This is a genomic window from Pseudomonas sp. GV085 (genome assembly GCF_003050925.1).
Taxonomy (GTDB): Bacteria; Pseudomonadota; Gammaproteobacteria; order Pseudomonadales; family Pseudomonadaceae; genus Aquipseudomonas.
Map to the genome: position 1 here is coordinate 164,137 of NZ_QAOV01000014.1, position 16,180 is coordinate 180,316.

Genomic DNA, 16,180 nt, shown 5'->3' on the forward strand with positions numbered 1-16,180 from the left:
GCGACACCCTGAATGTTATGTACCGCTTCCTACCTGACTAAAAATAACGCCATGCGCAAAATAGCCGCGAATCATACGCGCCGGGTTCATTAAGGGAAACCTGAAAAGTTCAACCGCTGGGCAGGTCAATCCTTTCAACGCAGGGCGAAATTGAGACACACGTCGGGCTCTTAAAAAACATTCAATAAATCCGCGACGCAGCCGACAACGCTTGAAAGCCTTGCGGATTGAAAAAGCCATGCGTAACAACCAGCCAATTACACAGCGCGAGCGGACCTTCCCGGCTCAGCAACGGTTGATTTCCACCACCGATGCCAAGGGCATGATCACCTACTGCAACGACGACTTTGTCGAAATCAGCGGATTTACCCGAGAGGAGCTGATCCGTGCACCGCACAACCTGGTCCGTCACCCCGACGTCCCGGCCGCGGTGTTCGCGCACATGTGGGGCACACTCAAACAAGGCTTGCCATGGATGGGCATTGTCAAGAATCGCTGCAAGAGCGGTGATCATTACTGGGTGAACGCCTATGTGACACCGATCTTCGAAGGCAATCAGGTGATCGGTTACGAGTCGGTGCGGGTCAAGCCCACCGCCGAACAGATCCGCCGCGCCGAAGCGCTCTACCAACGCATCAACCAGGGCAAGTCGGCCGTTCCCTCCTCGGATAAATGGTTGCCGATCCTGCAGGACTGGCTGCCGTTCATTCTGGTCAGCCAATTGAGCTTCATGATCGGTGCGTCGCTGAACTCCCATTGGGGGTTTGCCCTGGCAGCAGGGCTCTCGGTGCCGCTGGGCCTGATGGGCCTTCAGTGGCAACAACGTGGCCTCAAGCGTTTGCTGCGCCTGGCCGAGCAGACCACCTCCGATCCGTTGATCGCACAGATGTACACCGACAGTCGCGGCGCCCAGGCGCGCCTGGAAATGTCCATCCTCAGTCAGGAGGCACGCCTGAAAACCTGCCTGACCCGCCTGCAGGACACGGCCGAACACCTGACCGATCAGGCCAGGCAGTCCGATGCCCTGGCACACAACAGTTCCAGCGGCCTGGAACGCCAGCGCGTCGAAACCGAGCAAGTGGCTACCGCGGTCAACCAGATGGCCGCTACCACCCAGGAAGTCGCCAGCCACGTACAACGCACCGCCGATGCCACCCAGGAAGCCAATCGCCTGACCGGTCGTGGTCGCGACATCGCCGGGGAAACCCGTGAAGCCATCCAGCGCCTGTCGGTGGTGGTCGGTGAAACCGGCGTGACCGTGACTCAACTGGCCAAGGACAGCAACGAAATCGGTGGCGTGGTCGACGTGATCAAAGGCATCGCCGACCAGACCAACCTGCTGGCGCTGAACGCTGCCATCGAAGCGGCCCGTGCCGGCGAGATGGGTCGTGGTTTTGCGGTGGTGGCCGACGAAGTCCGTCAGCTGGCGCAACGCACCAGCGAATCCACCGGGCAGATTCATGCGCTGATCGCCAAGCTCCAGCAAACCGCCAGTACTGCCGTGCAGACCATGGAAGCCGGACATCGTCAGGCGGAAGAAGGCGTGGCGCGGGTACTGGAAGCGGACCAGGCACTGGTGGGGATCAGCGAAGCGGTGGCCAACATTACCGACATGACCACCCAGATCGCTGCCGCGACCGAAGAGCAAAGTGCCGTGGCCGAAGAAATCAGCCGCAACATCAGCAACATTTCGGACCTGGCGGACCAGACCTCGGAACAGGCACAGAACTCGGCGTTGCTGAGTGAAGAGCTGACCAAGACGGCCAATACCCAGTATTCGTTGGTGGAGCGGTTTAACCGGTAAGGCTTCAGACCGCCTTCGCTGGCAAGCCAGCTCCTACATGGGATCGCAATCTCCTGTAGGAGCTGCCGAAGGCTGCGATCTTTTGATCTTGCCTCTCACAAAAATGCTGCAACCTTCCCCGCCGCAGCCGTCAAATGCTGCTCATGGCTAAACCCCGAAGCCTTCAATGGCTTCAAGTCATGATCCCCCGCCACCAGCCAGAACACCTCGATACTCGGCGATAGCGCATACCCCTCGACCGCCTCGCGATTGCCCAGTGCATCGCGCTCGCCCTGCACGATCAAGGTCCGAGTCTTCAGCCCGGCCAGATGTTCGACCCGTGGTTTCTCCGGCTTGCCCACCGCATAAAACGGATAGCCCAGGCACACCAGCGCATCCGCCCCCAATTCATCCGCCAGCAGGCTGGCCATGCGACCGCCCATGGACTTGCCGCCAATGGCCAGCGGCCCAGTGACATGGCGTCGCACCTGGGCATACACCTCGCGCCAGCATTCCAGCAGTTTCGGCGCCGGGTTCGGCGGGCGTTTGCCGCCGTCGAGGCGCCGCTGCGCCATGTAGGGAAACTCGAAGCGCAACACGTTGAGGCCTTGAACGGCGAGGCGTGCAGCCATGTCGCTCATCCAGTCGCTGTCCATCGGTGCGCCGGCGCCGTGGGCGAGGATCAGCGTCGTCGCAGCCTTGCCAGCGGCGGCATTCCACAACCATCCATGATCACGCACGCACTGCGCCCATTGATCCCCGTCAATACCGGCCTTGTGCCCTTTGTCCATGCTTGCCTCGCTTTCAGTCTGCCTATAACTCCGGCCGAAGAGTGCATTGCCTTGCGCTGCGCGCTCACTTCGGCTGAACCGTGGATGGGGAACCATGAACACTTCTATCAGTACCGCCTACAACTACAAGGTGGTCCGCCAATTCGCCATTATGACGGTGGTGTGGGGCATCGTCGGCATGGGGCTCGGGGTTTTTCTCGCTGCCCAGTTGGTCTGGCCCGAACTCAACTTCAATTTGCCGTGGACCAGCTTCGGCCGCTTGCGCCCGCTGCACACCAACGCGGTGATCTTCGCCTTCGGCGGCTGTGCGTTGTTCGCCAGTTCGTTGTACTCCGTACAACGGACGTGCCAAACACGCTTATTTGCTCCCGCAATTGCGGCCTTCTGTTTCTGGGGCTGGCAGCTTGTAATTTTGCTCGCGGCCATCAGCCTGCCGCTGGGCTACACCAGCTCCAAGGAATACGCGGAACTGGAATGGCCGATCGACATCCTGATCACCATCGTCTGGGTCGCCTACGCCATCGTGTTCTTCGGCACGATCATGCAGCGCAAGACCAAGCACATCTATGTCGGCAACTGGTTCTTCGGTGCGTTCATCGTCACCGTGGCGATCCTGCACATCGTCAACAACATGGAATTGCCGGTCAGCTTCACCAAGTCCTACTCCCTGTACTCCGGTGCCACCGATGCGATGGTGCAATGGTGGTACGGGCATAACGCCGTGGGCTTTTTCCTCACCGCCGGTTTCCTGGGGATGATGTACTACTTCGTGCCGAAACAGGCCGAGCGCCCGGTGTATTCCTATCGCCTGTCGATCGTGCACTTCTGGGCGCTGATCACCCTGTACATCTGGGCAGGTCCGCACCACTTGCACTACACCGCGCTACCGGACTGGGCGCAGTCGCTGGGCATGGTGATGTCGCTGATCCTGCTGGCACCGAGCTGGGGCGGGATGATCAACGGCATGATGACCCTGTCGGGCGCCTGGCATAAGTTGCGCAGCGACCCGATCCTGCGCTTCCTCGTGGTGTCGCTGGCGTTCTACGGCATGTCGACCTTCGAAGGGCCGATGATGGCGATCAAGACCGTCAACGCCCTCTCCCACTACACCGACTGGACCATCGGCCACGTACACGCCGGCGCCCTGGGCTGGGTGGCGATGATCTCCATCGGCGCGCTGTACCACATGATCCCGAAAGTCTTCGGCCGCGAGCAGATGCACAGCATCGGCCTGATCAACGCGCATTTCTGGCTCGCCACCATCGGCACGGTTCTGTACATCGCCTCGATGTGGGTCAACGGCATCGCCCAGGGCCTGATGTGGCGTGCGGTGAACGAGGACGGCACGCTGACTTACTCCTTCGTCGAAACTCTGGTGGCCAGCCACCCTGGCTTCGTCGTGCGGCTGGTGGGTGGCGCGATCTTCCTCAGCGGCATGTTCCTGATGGCCTACAACACCTGGCGCACCGTGCGGGCCTCGCAGCCTGCCGAAGTCGCCGCTGCCGCGCAGATGGCCTGAGGAGTCCGCCATGAAACACGAAACTATCGAGAAAAACGTCGGCCTGTTGCTGCTGCTGATGATCCTGGCCGTGAGCATCGGTGGCCTGACCCAGATCGTCCCGCTGTTCTTCCAGGACGTGACCAACAAACCGGTGGAAGGCATGAAGCCCTACACCGCGCTGCAACTGGAAGGTCGCGACATCTACATCCGCGAAGGCTGCGTCGGCTGTCACTCGCAGATGATCCGCCCGTTCCGTGCCGAGACTGAACGCTACGGGCACTACTCGGTGGCCGGCGAAAGCGTCTGGGATCATCCGTTCCTCTGGGGCTCGAAACGCACCGGGCCAGACCTGGCGCGAGTCGGTGCGCGTTACTCGGATGACTGGCACCGCGCGCACTTGTACAACCCGCGCAACGTCGTGCCGGAGTCGAAGATGCCCGCCTACCCGTGGTTGGTGGCCAACCAGCTCGACAGCAGTCATACCGAAACCAAGATCAAGGCCATGCGCACCCTGGGCGTGCCTTACACCGACGAGGACATCACCGGCGCCGTCGCTTCGCTCAAGGGCAAGAGCGAGATGGATGCACTGGTCGCCTACCTGCAAGTGCTCGGCACTGCGATCAAGAGCAAGAGGTGAGCAATGTTTGAATTGAGCACTGGAATGATCCGCGGCCTGGGCACCGTCGTGGTGTTCGTCGCGTTCATCGGCCTGACCCTGTGGGTATTCAACGGCAAGCGCGGCCCGGAATTCGCCGAAGCACGCCTGCTGCCGTTCGCCGACGAGCCACAACCCGACATTACTGAAGAACCTGTCACAAGGAGTACCCGCCCATGACCACCTTCTGGAGTACGTGGATCTGCGTACTGACCATCGGCAGCCTGATCGGCCTGACCTGGCTGCTGATCGGTACCCGCAAGGGTGAAACCAAGGGCAGCGTCGACCAGACCATGGGCCACAGCTTCGACGGCATCGAGGAATACGACAACCCGTTGCCGCAATGGTGGTTCATGCTGTTTGCCGGCACGCTGGTGTTTGCCATCGGCTACCTGATCCTTTATCCGGGCCTGGGCAACTGGAAAGGCGTTCTCCCCGGCTATGAGAACGGCTGGACCGGCGTGCACGAATGGGAAAAGGAGATGGCCAAGGCTGACACGAAGTTCGGGCCGATCTTCGCCAAATTCGCGGCGATGCCTGTGGAAGAAGTGGCCAAGGACCCGCAAGCGCTGAAAATGGGCGGCCGCCTGTTTGCCTCCAACTGCTCGGTGTGCCACGGCTCGGATGCCAAGGGTGCATACGGTTTCCCCAACCTGACCGACAGCGACTGGCGCTGGGGCGGCAATGCAGAAACCATCAAGACCACCATCATGGGTGGCCGGATGGCGATGATGCCGGCCTGGGGTGAAGTCCTGGGGGAAGACGGTGTGAAGAACGTCGCCGCGTATGTGCGCCACGGCCTGGCCAAGCTGCCATTGCCTGCCGACAGCAAAGCCGATCTGCAGGCCGGACAGCAAGCGTTCAGCACCACCTGCGTGGCTTGCCATGGTGCTAACGGCCAGGGCACTGAAGCCATGGGCGCACCGAACCTGACGCACCCGACCGGCTTCATCTACGGGACGAGCCTGACGCAGCTTGAACAGACGATTCGGCACGGCCGCCAGGGCCATATGCCAGCACAGGCCGAACTGCTCGGCAATGACAAAGTGCAATTGCTGGCCGCGTATGTGTACAGCCTGTCCCACGGCTTGAATACCGAGCGCTTACAGGCTGAAGACAACCGCAAATAAATCCCGACCGCTCTGCTGCTGCACTCTCCCGGATGCGGCAGTTCCCTGCCCCTTTGCGACGCATTGTCGCACCCTCTGTGACTCTTCCTTTCGGATCCCCGGATTCGAGTCTAAGCTTCCCCCGATGCGGACTGGCCGGTGCCGGTTCCAGGTCGACCCTGAACGATGTGTTCGACGAATCTGCCCGATGACAGGCCGCAAAGGCTGGTAGATACCGGCTGTCGCACCAATTGCCTTCGGTCAGCCAAACGTTGCGTTTGAACACACCCCGTTACATCCGACCTGACCCCCTCACCTGATCAGTCCGCCGGGACGTTTTGCCCGCGGGCAATTTTGTCCTTACGCGGCGCATGGAAAGGCCGCAGAATCAGCTTTTGAACGCATTGACCCAGGTCATGGCGCGTTGCAATGACCCCTTGCTTTCTCCATACTTGCGGCCGATTTTTAATCCTAATAAAACACCCAAACCGTGGAACCTTAGAATGAGCACAGCAATCAGTCCGACTGCTTATAACTATAAGGTAGTCCGCCAGTTCGCCATCATGACGGTGGTCTGGGGGATCCTTGGCATGGGGCTCGGTGTCTTCATCGCCTCGCAACTGGTCTGGCCGGAGTTGAACTTCGGTCTGCCATGGACGAGCTTTGGACGCCTGCGCCCGTTGCACACCAACCTGGTGATTTTCGCCTTCGGTGGATGTGCACTGTTTGCCACTTCTTATTACGTCGTGCAGCGAACCTGCCAAACGCGACTGATTTCCGACAGCCTCGCCGCCTTTACCTTCTGGGGATGGCAAGCGGTGATCGTCGGCGCGATCGTGACCTTGCCGCTGGGTTACACCACCACCAAGGAATACGCGGAACTGGAATGGCCCCTGGCTATTCTGCTGGCCATCGTCTGGGTTACTTACGGTCTGGTGTTCTTCGGCACCATCACCAAGCGCAAGACCAAGCACATCTATGTCGGTAACTGGTTCTACGGTGCCTTCATCGTCGTGACGGCGATGCTGCATATCGTCAACCACATGTCGCTGCCGGTCAGCCTGTTCAAGTCGTACTCGGCCTACTCGGGCGCGACGGACGCGATGATCCAGTGGTGGTACGGCCACAACGCCGTGGGTTTCTTCCTGACCACCGGTTTCCTGGGCATGATGTACTACTTCGTGCCGAAACAGGCCGAGCGCCCGATCTACTCCTATCGCCTGTCGATCGTGCACTTCTGGGCGCTGATCACCCTGTACATCTGGGCCGGTCCGCACCACTTGCACTACACCGCACTGCCGGACTGGGCTCAGTCCCTGGGCATGGCGATGTCGATCATCCTGCTCGCGCCGAGCTGGGGCGGCATGATCAACGGCATGATGACCCTGTCGGGCGCCTGGCATAAGCTGCGCACCGACCCGATCCTGCGCTTCCTGGTCGTCTCCCTGGCGTTCTACGGCATGTCGACCTTCGAAGGCCCGATGATGGCCATCAAGACCGTCAACTCGCTGTCGCACTACACCGACTGGACCATCGGCCACGTACACGCAGGCGCCTTGGGCTGGGTTGCGATGATCTCGATCGGCGCCATCTACCACATGATCCCGAAACTGTTCGGTCGTGCGCAGATGCACAGCACTGCCCTGATCAACACCCACTTCTGGCTCGCGACCATCGGTACCGTGCTGTACATCGCCTCGATGTGGGTCAACGGCATCACCCAGGGCCTGATGTGGCGTGCAATCAACGACGACGGCACCCTCACCTACTCGTTCGTCGAAGCGCTGCAAGCCAGCCACCCGGGCTTCATCGTTCGCGCCCTGGGCGGTGCGTTCTTCGCCACCGGCATGCTGTTCATGGCCTACAACGTATTGCGTACCGTACGCGCCTCGAACCCGGCTGAAGCCGAAGACGCCGCCAAGATTGCCGTAGTTGGAGCTCACTGATGAAGCATGAAGCAGTCGAGAAGAATATTGGCCTGCTGGCCTTCTTCATGGTCATTGCCGTCAGCGTCGGCGGCCTGACCCAGATCGTTCCGCTGTTTTTCCAGGATGTCACCAACAAGCCGGTCGAGGGCATGAAGCCCCGCACCGCCCTGGAACTGGAAGGCCGGGACATTTATATCGCCAACGGTTGTGTCGGCTGCCACTCGCAGATGATCCGTCCGTTCCGTGCTGAAACCGAACGCTACGGCCATTACTCGGTCGCCGGTGAAAGCGTCTGGGACCACCCGTTCCTGTGGGGTTCCAAGCGTACCGGTCCGGACCTGGCCCGTGTCGGCGGTCGTTACTCCGATGACTGGCAGCGTGCGCACTTGTACAACCCGCGCAACGTCGTGCCTGAGTCGAAAATGCCGGCCTACCCGTTCCTCGTGGAAAACAAGCTCGACGGCAAAGATACCGCCAAAAAAATGGAGGTCTTGCGCACCCTCGGCGTCCCTTACACCGACGAAGACATCGCCGGTGCCAAGGATGCCGTGAAGGGCAAAACCGAAATGGACGCGCTGGTGGCCTATCTGCAAGGCCTGGGCACCATCATCAAAAGCAAACGGTGAATTGGATGGATATCGGGATGATTCGTGGCCTGGGCACCGTTGTCGTAATGGTGGCCTTCATCGGACTGGCACTGTGGGTGTTCAGTCCCAAGCGCAAGTCGGAGTTTGAAGACGCGACCTTGCTGCCTTTCGCGGATGATCCCGAAGCCATCAAGCACGTCGAGCAAGCTTCTAGGAGTAACAAAGAATGACTACATTCTGGAGTCTGTACGTCACAGTCCTCAGTCTCGGTACGATCTTTTCCCTGACCTGGCTGCTGCTGTCGACCCGCAAGGGCCAGCGCACCGAGCAGACAGACGAGACAGTCGGGCACTCTTTCGACGGGATCGCGGAGTACGACAACCCGCTGCCGAAATGGTGGTTCATGCTGTTCGTGGGCACCATCATCTTCGCACTGGGCTACCTGGCGCTGTATCCGGGCCTGGGTAACTGGAAAGGCCTGCTGCCGGGTTACGGCTACCTCGACAACGAGAAGCAGACCCCGTTCGCCAACGGCCAGACCGGCTGGACCGGCGTTCACGAGTGGGAAAAGGAAATGGCCAGGTCGGACGCCAGGTTCGGTCCGATTTTCGCCAAGTTCGCTGCCATGCCAATCGAGGAAGTGGCCAAGGACCCGCAAGCGCTGAAGATGGGTGGCCGCCTGTTCGCCTCCAACTGCTCGGTTTGCCATGGTTCCGACGCCAAGGGCGCCTATGGTTTCCCTAACCTGACCGACGCCGACTGGCGCTGGGGCGGCGAGCCGCAAACCATCAAGACCACCATCATGGGCGGCCGTCACGCCGTGATGCCTGCCTGGGCTGAAGTGATCGGCGAGCAAGGCGTGGCCGACGTGGCCGCGTTTGTCCTGACCAACCTCGATGGCCGCAAGCTGCCGGAAGGCACCAAGGCCGACCCGGTTGCCGGGCAGAAACTGTTCGCCACCAACTGCGTGGCGTGCCACGGTCCGGAAGGCAAAGGCACGCCTGCGATGGGCGCGCCTGACCTGACTCACCCGGCCGCGTTCATCTACGGTTCGAGCTTCGCTCAACTGCAGCAGACCATCCGTTACGGCCGTCAGGGCCAGATGCCTGCGCAAGAGGCGATGCAGGGTAACGACAAGGTTCACCTGCTGGCCGCTTACGTCTACAGCCTGTCTCACGGTGAGAAGGCAGCTGACGCCCAGTAAGGCAAACGCTTGAAGCAACAAAAAACGGCCCCGCCAATGTGAATTGGCGGGGCCGTTTTGTTTAAAGCGGACTCTGGGTTTCGACCGATGGTCATGCCCGACACCTTCTGCGAGGTTGTCGAATGCTGCACATGGTAGTAACGTTTCTACAAAGCTATTTCAGGAGGGCCAACCATGATGGCCATCACCACGATTTCCAGCCGCGAATTCAACCAGGACACAAGTGGTGCCAAAAAAGCCACTCGCCAGGGGCCTGTTTTCATCACCGACCGAGGCAAACCGGCCCATGTACTGCTAAGCATTGAGGACTACCAAAAACTGACCGGCACCCACGCCGACATCGTCGAACTTCTGGTGATGCCGGACGCAGCCGATATCGAATTCGAAACCGAGCGCGCCGTGATCAAACATCGCCCTGTGGATCTGTCCTGATGTTTCTACTCGACACCAACGTAATTTCTGAACTACGCAAACCCCAGGCTGACGCTAACGTCGTTGCGTGGGCCAAAAGTGTCATCTCTCCACGCATGTTCATTTCGGCTATCACCTTGAAGGAACTGGAGACAGGCGTTCTACGAATGGAGCGCCGGGATCCCGCCCAAGGGAAAGTCTTGCGCACTTGGTTGAAGCATCACGTCATGCCAGCCTTCGACGCCCGAATCCTGCCCGTCGATGCCGCCGTAGCGATTCGCTGCGCCAGTCTGCATGTCCCCGACAGAGCCAATGAAAGCGATGCCTTGATTGCGGCCACGGCGCTGGTTCATGGTTTGACCGTCGTTACACGCAATGTCGCAGACTTTCAGTCCAGCGGTGTACAACTGATCAACCCATGGGCCGAATGACCGGCGACATACGCAAAACCGGCCATAATTCCCAAGTCAATTGATTCAAGTCATTACACCATCAAATGATTTTGCCAAACGTGACCAAAGGTCGCACCCGCAGGCTAGAGCGACAGGCGTATCATTGAGCCACTGCAACACCCCTTTTTGACCGCGGTCGGCACGTACTGACCGAGGCACTTTTCCACTGCCGTGGGATGCAATGATGAGCAACCAGATTCCGCTACACGACGTCACGCCACCTGCCAAGAACGCGAACAACAGCGTCGACCTCTACGCCTCTCGAGAAAAAATCTACACCCGCGCCTTCACCGGCCTGTTCCGCAACTTGCGTATGACTGGCGGTGCCCTGTTGTTCCTGCTGTATTTCGGCACGGTGTGGTTGAACTGGGGCGGTCATCAGGCCGTCTGGTGGAACCTGCCGGAGCGCAAGTTCTTCATTTTCGGCGCCACCTTCTGGCCCCAGGACTTCATTCTGCTGTCCGGCATGCTGATCATCGCCGCGTTCGGCCTGTTCTTCATCACCGTGTACGCCGGCCGCGTCTGGTGCGGTTATACCTGCCCGCAAAGCGTCTGGACCTGGATTTTCATGTGGTGCGAAAAAGTCACCGAAGGTGACCGCAACCAACGCATCAAGCTCGACAAGGCGCCGATGAGCGCCAACAAGTTCCTGCGCAAGTTCAGCAAGCACACCCTGTGGCTGTTGATCGGTTTCGTCACCGGCATGACTTTCGTCGGCTACTTCTCGCCGATCCGCGAACTGGTATTCGACTTCTTCACCGGCCAGGCGGATGGCTGGTCGTACTTCTGGGTCGGCTTCTTCACCCTCGCCACTTACGGCAATGCCGGCTGGTTGCGCGAACAGGTGTGCATCTACATGTGCCCGTACGCGCGCTTCCAGAGCGTGATGTTCGACAAGGACACCCTGATCGTTTCCTACGATCCGCGCCGTGGCGAAAGCCGTGGCCCACGTAAAAAAGGCATCGACTACAAGGCTCAGGGCCTGGGTGACTGCATCGACTGCACCATGTGCGTCCAGGTCTGTCCGACCGGTATCGACATACGTGACGGCCTGCAAATCGAATGCATCGGTTGCGCCGCCTGCATCGATGCCTGTGACGCCATCATGGACAAGATGGAATACCCGCGCGGGCTGATCAGCTACACCACCGAGCACAACCTGTCCGGGCAGAAAACCCATAAACTGCGCCCGCGCCTGATCGGCTATGCCGTGGTGCTGCTGGCGATGATCAGCTTGCTGGCGACGGCATTCTTCATGCGTGCGCTGGTGGGTTTCGATGTCAGCAAGGACCGCGTGCTGTACCGCGAGAACGCCGAAGGCCGGATCGAAAACGTCTACAGCCTGAAAATCATGAACAAGGACCAGCGCGACCATACCTATGTGCTCGAAGCCTCTGGCCTGCCGGATCTCAAATTGCAAGGCCGGCGCGAGATCAAGGTCGCGGCCGGCGAGATCGTCAGCCAGCCTGCCGAGCTGTCCGTCGCGCCGGAAAAACTGCCCTCGAGCACCAACGAGGTGAAATTCATCCTCAAGGATGCCGATGACGACAGCGTTCACATTGAAGCCAAGAGCCGGTTCATCGGCCCACAAATTCGTTGAGAGAACTGAACATGCCCGCAGCAACTGCCGCAAGCCCCTGGTACAAGCACCTTTGGCCGTGGATCATCATCGGGATCCTCGCCTGCTCGGTGGCCTTGACCTTGTCCATGGTGACCATCGCGGTGAACAACCCGGACAACCTGGTCAACGACAACTACTACGAGGCTGGCAAAGGCATCAACCGCTCCCTCGACCGTGAGCTGCTGGCCCAGACCCTGAAAATGCGCGCCAGCGTTCATCTCGATGACGTGACCGGCGAGGTTGACCTGCGCCTGAGCGGCGAGAGCCAGCCCAAGACCCTGGAGCTGAACCTGATCTCGCCGACCCAGCCGGAAAAGGATCGCAAGATCACCCTGGCCCGCAGCGAAACCGAACAGGGCCGCTACATCGGCCAGTTGAGCGACAAGATCGAAGGCCGGCGTTTTATCGAGTTGCTCGGCACCCAGGACGACCACATCTGGCGCATGTTCGAAGAGGAACTGGTCAGCCATGACAAGGATCTGCTGCTCGGCGACGAACCGCTGCAAGGCGCCGAAGACCTGAAGAAATAATCTTTGCGCTTCGCGCTTCGCTGGCAAGCCAGCTCCTACAGGATCACACGAATCTGCGTAGGAGCTGGCTTGCCAGCGAAGAGGCCCATCCAGACACCATAGATTGCCCATGACCACCCCACTCCCCTGCTACCACTGCGCCCTGCCCGTCCCGACCGGCAACCGTTTCATCGCCGTCGTACTCGGGGAGTCCCGCGAATTCTGCTGCCCGGGTTGCCAGGCCGTGGCCGAGGCCATCGTCGCCGGCGGTCTGGAAAGCTATTACCAGCACCGCAGCGAAGCCTCGGCCAACCCCGAGGCGCTGCCGGTGCAACTGGTGGACGAACTGGCGCTGTACGACCGCGCCGATGTGCAGCAGCCCTTTGTTCGCCACGAAGGCGAAATGGCGCAAATCACACTGTTGATGGAAGGCATCAGTTGCGCGGCCTGCGGCTGGCTGATCGAAAAACACCTGCGCACCTTGCCAGCCGTGGCCGAAGCACGCCTGAACCTGTCCAACCATCGCCTGCACGTGCGCTGGACCGATGGGCAATTACCCCTGAGCCAGCTCCTCGGCGAACTGCGCCACATCGGTTACGCCGCACACCCGTATCAGGCCGACCAAGCCTGCGAACAACTGGCCAGCGAAAACCGCCTGGCCCTGCGCCAGCTCGGCGTGGCCGGGCTGCTGTGGTTCCAGGCGATGATGGCAACCATGGCTACCTGGCCGGAATTCAACATCGATCTCAGCCCTGAAATGCACACCATCCTGCGCTGGGTCGCACTGTTCCTCACCACCCCGATCGTGTTCTACAGCTGCGCGCCGTTCTTCAAAGGCGCCATGCGCGACCTGCGCACCCGCCACCTGACCATGGACGTTTCAGTGTCACTGGCCATCGGCAGTGCCTACATCGCCGGGATCTGGACCTCGATCACTGGGGTAGGCGAACTGTATTTCGATGCCGTCGGCATGTTTGCCCTGTTCCTGCTGGCCGGGCGTTATCTGGAGCGGCGCGCCCGCGAACGCACGGCCGCCGCCACCGCGCAGCTTGTAAATCTATTGCCCGCCTCGTGCCTGCGATTGACACCTGACGGCCAGAGCGAACGCATTCTGCTCAGCGAACTGCGTGTCGGCGACCAAGTGCTGGTTCATCCGGGTGCCATTCTTCCGGCTGACGGCAAGATCCTCGACGGTCAGTCGAGTGTCGACGAGTCGCTGCTGACCGGCGAGTACCTGCCGCAACCCCGCTCCCTCGGCGATGCGGTCACCGCCGGCACCCTGAACGTCGAAGGCGCACTGACCGTCGAGGTTCAGGCCCTGGGCCAGGACACTCGCCTCTCGGCCATCGTTCGCCTGCTCGATCGTGCCCAGGCCGAAAAGCCGCGACTGGCGGAAATCGCCGACCGCGCCGCGCAATGGTTCCTGCTGTTGTCGCTGATCGCCGCCGCCGCGATTGGCCTGCTGTGGTGGGAGCTGGACGCCTCGCGGGCCTTCTGGATCGTGCTGGCGATGCTCGTGGCGACCTGCCCGTGCGCCTTGTCGCTGGCGACGCCCACCGCTCTCACCGCAGCCACCGGCACCTTGCACAAACTTGGCCTGTTGTTGACGCGTGGCCATGTGCTCGAAGGCCTGAACCAGATCGACACGGTGATTTTCGACAAGACCGGCACCCTCACCGAAGGGCGCCTGGCCTTGCGCTCGATCCGCCCTCTCGGCGCGCTCGACAGCGCTCAATGCCTGAGACTCGCCGCCGCTCTGGAAAATCGGTCCGAACACCCGATCGCCCGTGCTTTCGGACGCGCGCCGATGGCTGCCGAAGAAGTCCACAGCACACCGGGCCTCGGCCTGGAGGGGCTGGTTGAAAGGCGACGCCTGCGCATCGGCCAACCTCGCTTCGTCTGCGAACTCAGCGGCGCCGTGGTGCCGTCGATGCCCGAAGAAGCTGGCCAATGGCTTCTGCTCGGCGACAGCCAGGGGCCGCTGGCCTGGCTCGTCCTCGATGATCGCTTGCGTGCCGACGCGCCTGCACTGCTGGCCGCGTGCAAGGCGCGTGGCTGGCGCACGCTGCTGTTGTCCGGCGACAGCTCGCCGATGGTTGCCAGTGTGGCGGCCGAACTGGGCATCGATGAAGCCCGCGGCGGTTTGCGCCCGGACGACAAACTGCAGGTCCTGCAACAACTGCACAAAGAAGGTCGCAAGGTGTTGATGCTGGGGGACGGGGTCAACGACGTGCCGGTGCTGGCGGCGGCGGATATCAGCGTCGCCATGGGCTCGGCCACGGACCTGGCGAAGACCAGTGCCGACGCCGTGTTGTTGTCCAACCGCCTCGACGCGCTGGTGCAAGCCTTCGGCCTGGCGCGGCGCACCCGCCGGGTCATTATCGAGAACCTGCTGTGGGCGGGGCTGTACAATGGCCTCATGCTGCCCTTCGCCGCCCTCGGCTGGATCACTCCGGTCTGGGCGGCGGTGGGCATGTCGATCAGTTCGTTGACCGTGGTGTTGAACGCGCTGCGCCTGACTCGAATGCCGAGCGCACCCGTCCTCGACGCCACGCCAGAAACCCGTCCGCTGCCGGCCTGAGCCGCGCGGGCATGGAGTCCAGATGCCAGCTCTATACGTGATGATTCCCGCTGCGCTGCTGATCGTGGCCATCGCCGTCTATATCTTCTTCTGGGCGGTCGACAGCGGTCAGTACGACGACCTCGACGGCCCGGCCCACAGCATCCTGTTCGACGACCAGGACCCGAACCACACCGCCGCCGTCGATGAGGCCAGCGGCCAACCGGCCAAAACGGACGACAAGGCCCCACCCCATGCTTGAATTGGCGCCCCAGCTGGTGTCTGCAGTGATCCTCGGCCTGCTCGGTGGCGGCCATTGCCTGGGCATGTGCGGCGGCTTGATGGGCGCGCTGACCCTGGCGATTCCCAAGGAACAACGCAGCCGCCGCTTTCGCTTGCTGCTGGCCTACAACCTGGGCCGGATCCTGAGCTATGCCTGCGCCGGGCTGCTGATCGGCCTGGCCGGATGGGCCGTGGCCAGCAGCCCGGCGGCGATGTTCCTGCGTATCCTTGCCGGCTTGCTGCTGATTGCCATGGGCCTGTATCTGGCTGGCTGGTGGAGCGGCCTGACCCGCATCGAAAGCCTCGGCCGAGGCTTGTGGCGGCATATCCAGCCAGTCGCCAACCGGTTGCTGCCGGTGTCGAGTGTTCCGCGCGCGCTGCTGTTGGGTGCGCTCTGGGGCTGGCTGCCGTGCGGCCTGGTTTACAGCACCTTGCTGTGGTCAGCCAGTCAGGGCAACGCACTGGACAGCGCATTGTTGATGCTCGCGTTCGGCCTCGGCACCTGGCCGGTGCTGCTGGCGACAGGCCTTGCCGCCGAGCGGGTCACCGCATTGTTGCGCAAACGCAGTGTGCGGATGGCGGGCGGACTGCTGGTGATGCTGTTCGGCATCTGGACCTTGCCGGGGCCGCATCAGCATTGGCTGATGGGGCATTAAAAAAAGCAAAGATCAAAAGATCGCAGCCTTCGGCAGCTCTTATCAAACAAAAAATAACCCATTGTTTTTGCTCTAAAAATTATCCAGCCATCACCAACTGCATGCCCAGCTTGCGCGCCTTGTGTTCCAAG

The 16,180-nt window shown here is 61.1% G+C and carries 17 protein-coding genes; 16 read left to right on the forward strand and 1 reads right to left on the reverse strand.

From position 1 onward, the window contains the following. The first annotated feature begins 238 nt into the window (after positions 1–238). Positions 239–1,804, forward strand: a complete 1,566-nt coding sequence (locus tag C8K63_RS25325; RefSeq protein WP_108219162.1) for a PAS domain-containing methyl-accepting chemotaxis protein — start codon at positions 239–241, stop codon at positions 1,802–1,804. Positions 1,805–1,899: 95 nt separating this feature from the next. On the opposite strand, the gene C8K63_RS25330 is transcribed toward C8K63_RS25325, so the two are convergent. Beyond that, entirely contained in the window at positions 1,900–2,574 is a 675-nt protein-coding gene (locus tag C8K63_RS25330) for an alpha/beta family hydrolase (protein ID WP_108219163.1), read from the reverse strand. 94 nt (positions 2,575–2,668) lie between these two features. On the opposite strand from C8K63_RS25330, the gene ccoN (C8K63_RS25335) reads away from it, so the two are divergent. The 15 genes from ccoN (C8K63_RS25335) to C8K63_RS25405 all read left to right on the forward strand — a co-directional run bounded on the left by ccoN (C8K63_RS25335) (position 2,669) and on the right by C8K63_RS25405 (position 16,049). Beyond that, positions 2,669–4,093 carry a cytochrome-c oxidase, cbb3-type subunit I gene (gene ccoN / locus C8K63_RS25335; RefSeq protein WP_108219164.1) on the forward strand — a complete coding sequence of 475 codons (1,425 nt, stop codon included), beginning with the start codon at positions 2,669–2,671 and terminating at the stop codon, positions 4,091–4,093. Positions 4,094–4,103: 10 nt separating this feature from the next. Beyond that, positions 4,104–4,712 carry a cytochrome-c oxidase, cbb3-type subunit II gene (gene ccoO / locus C8K63_RS25340; RefSeq protein WP_008020035.1) on the forward strand — a complete coding sequence of 203 codons (609 nt, stop codon included), beginning with the start codon at positions 4,104–4,106 and terminating at the stop codon, positions 4,710–4,712. A gap of 3 nt (positions 4,713–4,715) precedes the next feature. After that, positions 4,716–4,910 carry a cbb3-type cytochrome c oxidase subunit 3 gene (locus C8K63_RS25345; protein ID WP_108219165.1) on the forward strand — a complete coding sequence of 65 codons (195 nt, stop codon included), beginning with the start codon at positions 4,716–4,718 and terminating at the stop codon, positions 4,908–4,910. After that, positions 4,907–5,860, forward strand: a complete 954-nt coding sequence (gene ccoP / locus C8K63_RS25350; protein ID WP_108219166.1) for a cytochrome-c oxidase, cbb3-type subunit III — start codon at positions 4,907–4,909, stop codon at positions 5,858–5,860. Before C8K63_RS25345 ends, ccoP (C8K63_RS25350) begins: the two co-directional genes overlap by 4 nt. A gap of 482 nt (positions 5,861–6,342) precedes the next feature. Next, positions 6,343–7,785, forward strand: coding sequence for a cytochrome-c oxidase, cbb3-type subunit I (gene ccoN / locus C8K63_RS25355; protein ID WP_108219167.1), 1,443 nt, complete (start codon positions 6,343–6,345; stop codon positions 7,783–7,785). Next, a complete protein-coding gene (gene ccoO, locus C8K63_RS25360) occupies positions 7,785–8,393 on the forward strand; it encodes a cytochrome-c oxidase, cbb3-type subunit II (RefSeq protein ID WP_010456412.1) in 609 nt (202 codons plus the stop codon). Before ccoN (C8K63_RS25355) ends, ccoO (C8K63_RS25360) begins: the two co-directional genes overlap by 1 nt. 5 nt (positions 8,394–8,398) lie before the next feature. Beyond that, complete coding sequence (locus tag C8K63_RS25365; protein WP_003175465.1) at positions 8,399–8,584, forward strand: CcoQ/FixQ family Cbb3-type cytochrome c oxidase assembly chaperone; 186 nt, start codon at positions 8,399–8,401, stop codon at positions 8,582–8,584. Next, positions 8,581–9,558 carry a cytochrome-c oxidase, cbb3-type subunit III gene (gene ccoP / locus C8K63_RS25370; RefSeq protein ID WP_108219168.1) on the forward strand — a complete coding sequence of 326 codons (978 nt, stop codon included), beginning with the start codon at positions 8,581–8,583 and terminating at the stop codon, positions 9,556–9,558. The genes C8K63_RS25365 and ccoP (C8K63_RS25370) overlap by 4 nt, the downstream gene beginning before the upstream one ends. A gap of 177 nt (positions 9,559–9,735) precedes the next feature. Beyond that, positions 9,736–9,990, forward strand: a complete 255-nt coding sequence (locus C8K63_RS25375; protein WP_177413331.1) for a type II toxin-antitoxin system Phd/YefM family antitoxin — start codon at positions 9,736–9,738, stop codon at positions 9,988–9,990. After that, positions 9,990–10,400 carry a type II toxin-antitoxin system VapC family toxin gene (locus tag C8K63_RS25380; RefSeq protein ID WP_108219170.1) on the forward strand — a complete coding sequence of 137 codons (411 nt, stop codon included), beginning with the start codon at positions 9,990–9,992 and terminating at the stop codon, positions 10,398–10,400. Before C8K63_RS25375 ends, C8K63_RS25380 begins: the two co-directional genes overlap by 1 nt. Before the next feature lie 205 nt (positions 10,401–10,605). Then, complete coding sequence (gene ccoG, locus C8K63_RS25385; protein WP_108219171.1) at positions 10,606–12,021, forward strand: cytochrome c oxidase accessory protein CcoG; 1,416 nt, start codon at positions 10,606–10,608, stop codon at positions 12,019–12,021. Between the two features lie 11 nt (positions 12,022–12,032). Next, a complete protein-coding gene (locus C8K63_RS25390) occupies positions 12,033–12,572 on the forward strand; it encodes a FixH family protein (RefSeq protein ID WP_108219172.1) in 540 nt (179 codons plus the stop codon). A gap of 109 nt (positions 12,573–12,681) precedes the next feature. Further along, positions 12,682–15,132: a heavy metal translocating P-type ATPase gene (locus C8K63_RS25395; RefSeq protein WP_108219173.1), complete on the forward strand. Its 2,451-nt coding sequence runs from the start codon at positions 12,682–12,684 to the stop codon at positions 15,130–15,132. Between the two features lie 22 nt (positions 15,133–15,154). After that, a complete protein-coding gene (gene ccoS, locus C8K63_RS25400) occupies positions 15,155–15,373 on the forward strand; it encodes a cbb3-type cytochrome oxidase assembly protein CcoS (RefSeq protein WP_056721958.1) in 219 nt (72 codons plus the stop codon). Then, the gene (locus C8K63_RS25405; protein ID WP_108219174.1) at positions 15,366–16,049 is read left to right on the forward strand and encodes a sulfite exporter TauE/SafE family protein; all 684 of its coding nucleotides are present in this window, start codon (positions 15,366–15,368) and stop codon (positions 16,047–16,049) included. The genes ccoS and C8K63_RS25405 overlap by 8 nt, the downstream gene beginning before the upstream one ends. Positions 16,050–16,180: the final 131 nt, after the last annotated feature.

Excerpts from the sequence above, each read along its gene's own strand:
- C8K63_RS25325 (WP_108219162.1), top strand. The coding sequence starts at position 239 with ATGCGTAACAACCAGCCAATTACACAGCGCGAGCGGACCTTCCCGGCT.
- C8K63_RS25330 (WP_108219163.1), bottom strand. The coding sequence starts at position 2,574 with ATGGACAAAGGGCACAAGGCCGGTATTGACGGGGATCAATGGGCGCAG.
- ccoN (WP_108219164.1), top strand. The coding sequence starts at position 2,669 with ATGAACACTTCTATCAGTACCGCCTACAACTACAAGGTGGTCCGCCAA.
- ccoO (WP_008020035.1), top strand. The coding sequence starts at position 4,104 with ATGAAACACGAAACTATCGAGAAAAACGTCGGCCTGTTGCTGCTGCTG.
- C8K63_RS25345 (WP_108219165.1), top strand. The coding sequence starts at position 4,716 with ATGTTTGAATTGAGCACTGGAATGATCCGCGGCCTGGGCACCGTCGTG.
- ccoP (WP_108219166.1), top strand. The coding sequence starts at position 4,907 with ATGACCACCTTCTGGAGTACGTGGATCTGCGTACTGACCATCGGCAGC.
- ccoN (WP_108219167.1), top strand. The coding sequence starts at position 6,343 with ATGAGCACAGCAATCAGTCCGACTGCTTATAACTATAAGGTAGTCCGC.
- ccoO (WP_010456412.1), top strand. The coding sequence starts at position 7,785 with ATGAAGCATGAAGCAGTCGAGAAGAATATTGGCCTGCTGGCCTTCTTC.
- C8K63_RS25365 (WP_003175465.1), top strand. The coding sequence starts at position 8,399 with ATGGATATCGGGATGATTCGTGGCCTGGGCACCGTTGTCGTAATGGTG.
- ccoP (WP_108219168.1), top strand. The coding sequence starts at position 8,581 with ATGACTACATTCTGGAGTCTGTACGTCACAGTCCTCAGTCTCGGTACG.
- C8K63_RS25375 (WP_177413331.1), top strand. The coding sequence starts at position 9,736 with ATGGCCATCACCACGATTTCCAGCCGCGAATTCAACCAGGACACAAGT.
- C8K63_RS25380 (WP_108219170.1), top strand. The coding sequence starts at position 9,990 with ATGTTTCTACTCGACACCAACGTAATTTCTGAACTACGCAAACCCCAG.
- ccoG (WP_108219171.1), top strand. The coding sequence starts at position 10,606 with ATGAGCAACCAGATTCCGCTACACGACGTCACGCCACCTGCCAAGAAC.
- C8K63_RS25390 (WP_108219172.1), top strand. The coding sequence starts at position 12,033 with ATGCCCGCAGCAACTGCCGCAAGCCCCTGGTACAAGCACCTTTGGCCG.
- C8K63_RS25395 (WP_108219173.1), top strand. The coding sequence starts at position 12,682 with ATGACCACCCCACTCCCCTGCTACCACTGCGCCCTGCCCGTCCCGACC.
- ccoS (WP_056721958.1), top strand. The coding sequence starts at position 15,155 with ATGCCAGCTCTATACGTGATGATTCCCGCTGCGCTGCTGATCGTGGCC.
- C8K63_RS25405 (WP_108219174.1), top strand. The coding sequence starts at position 15,366 with ATGCTTGAATTGGCGCCCCAGCTGGTGTCTGCAGTGATCCTCGGCCTG.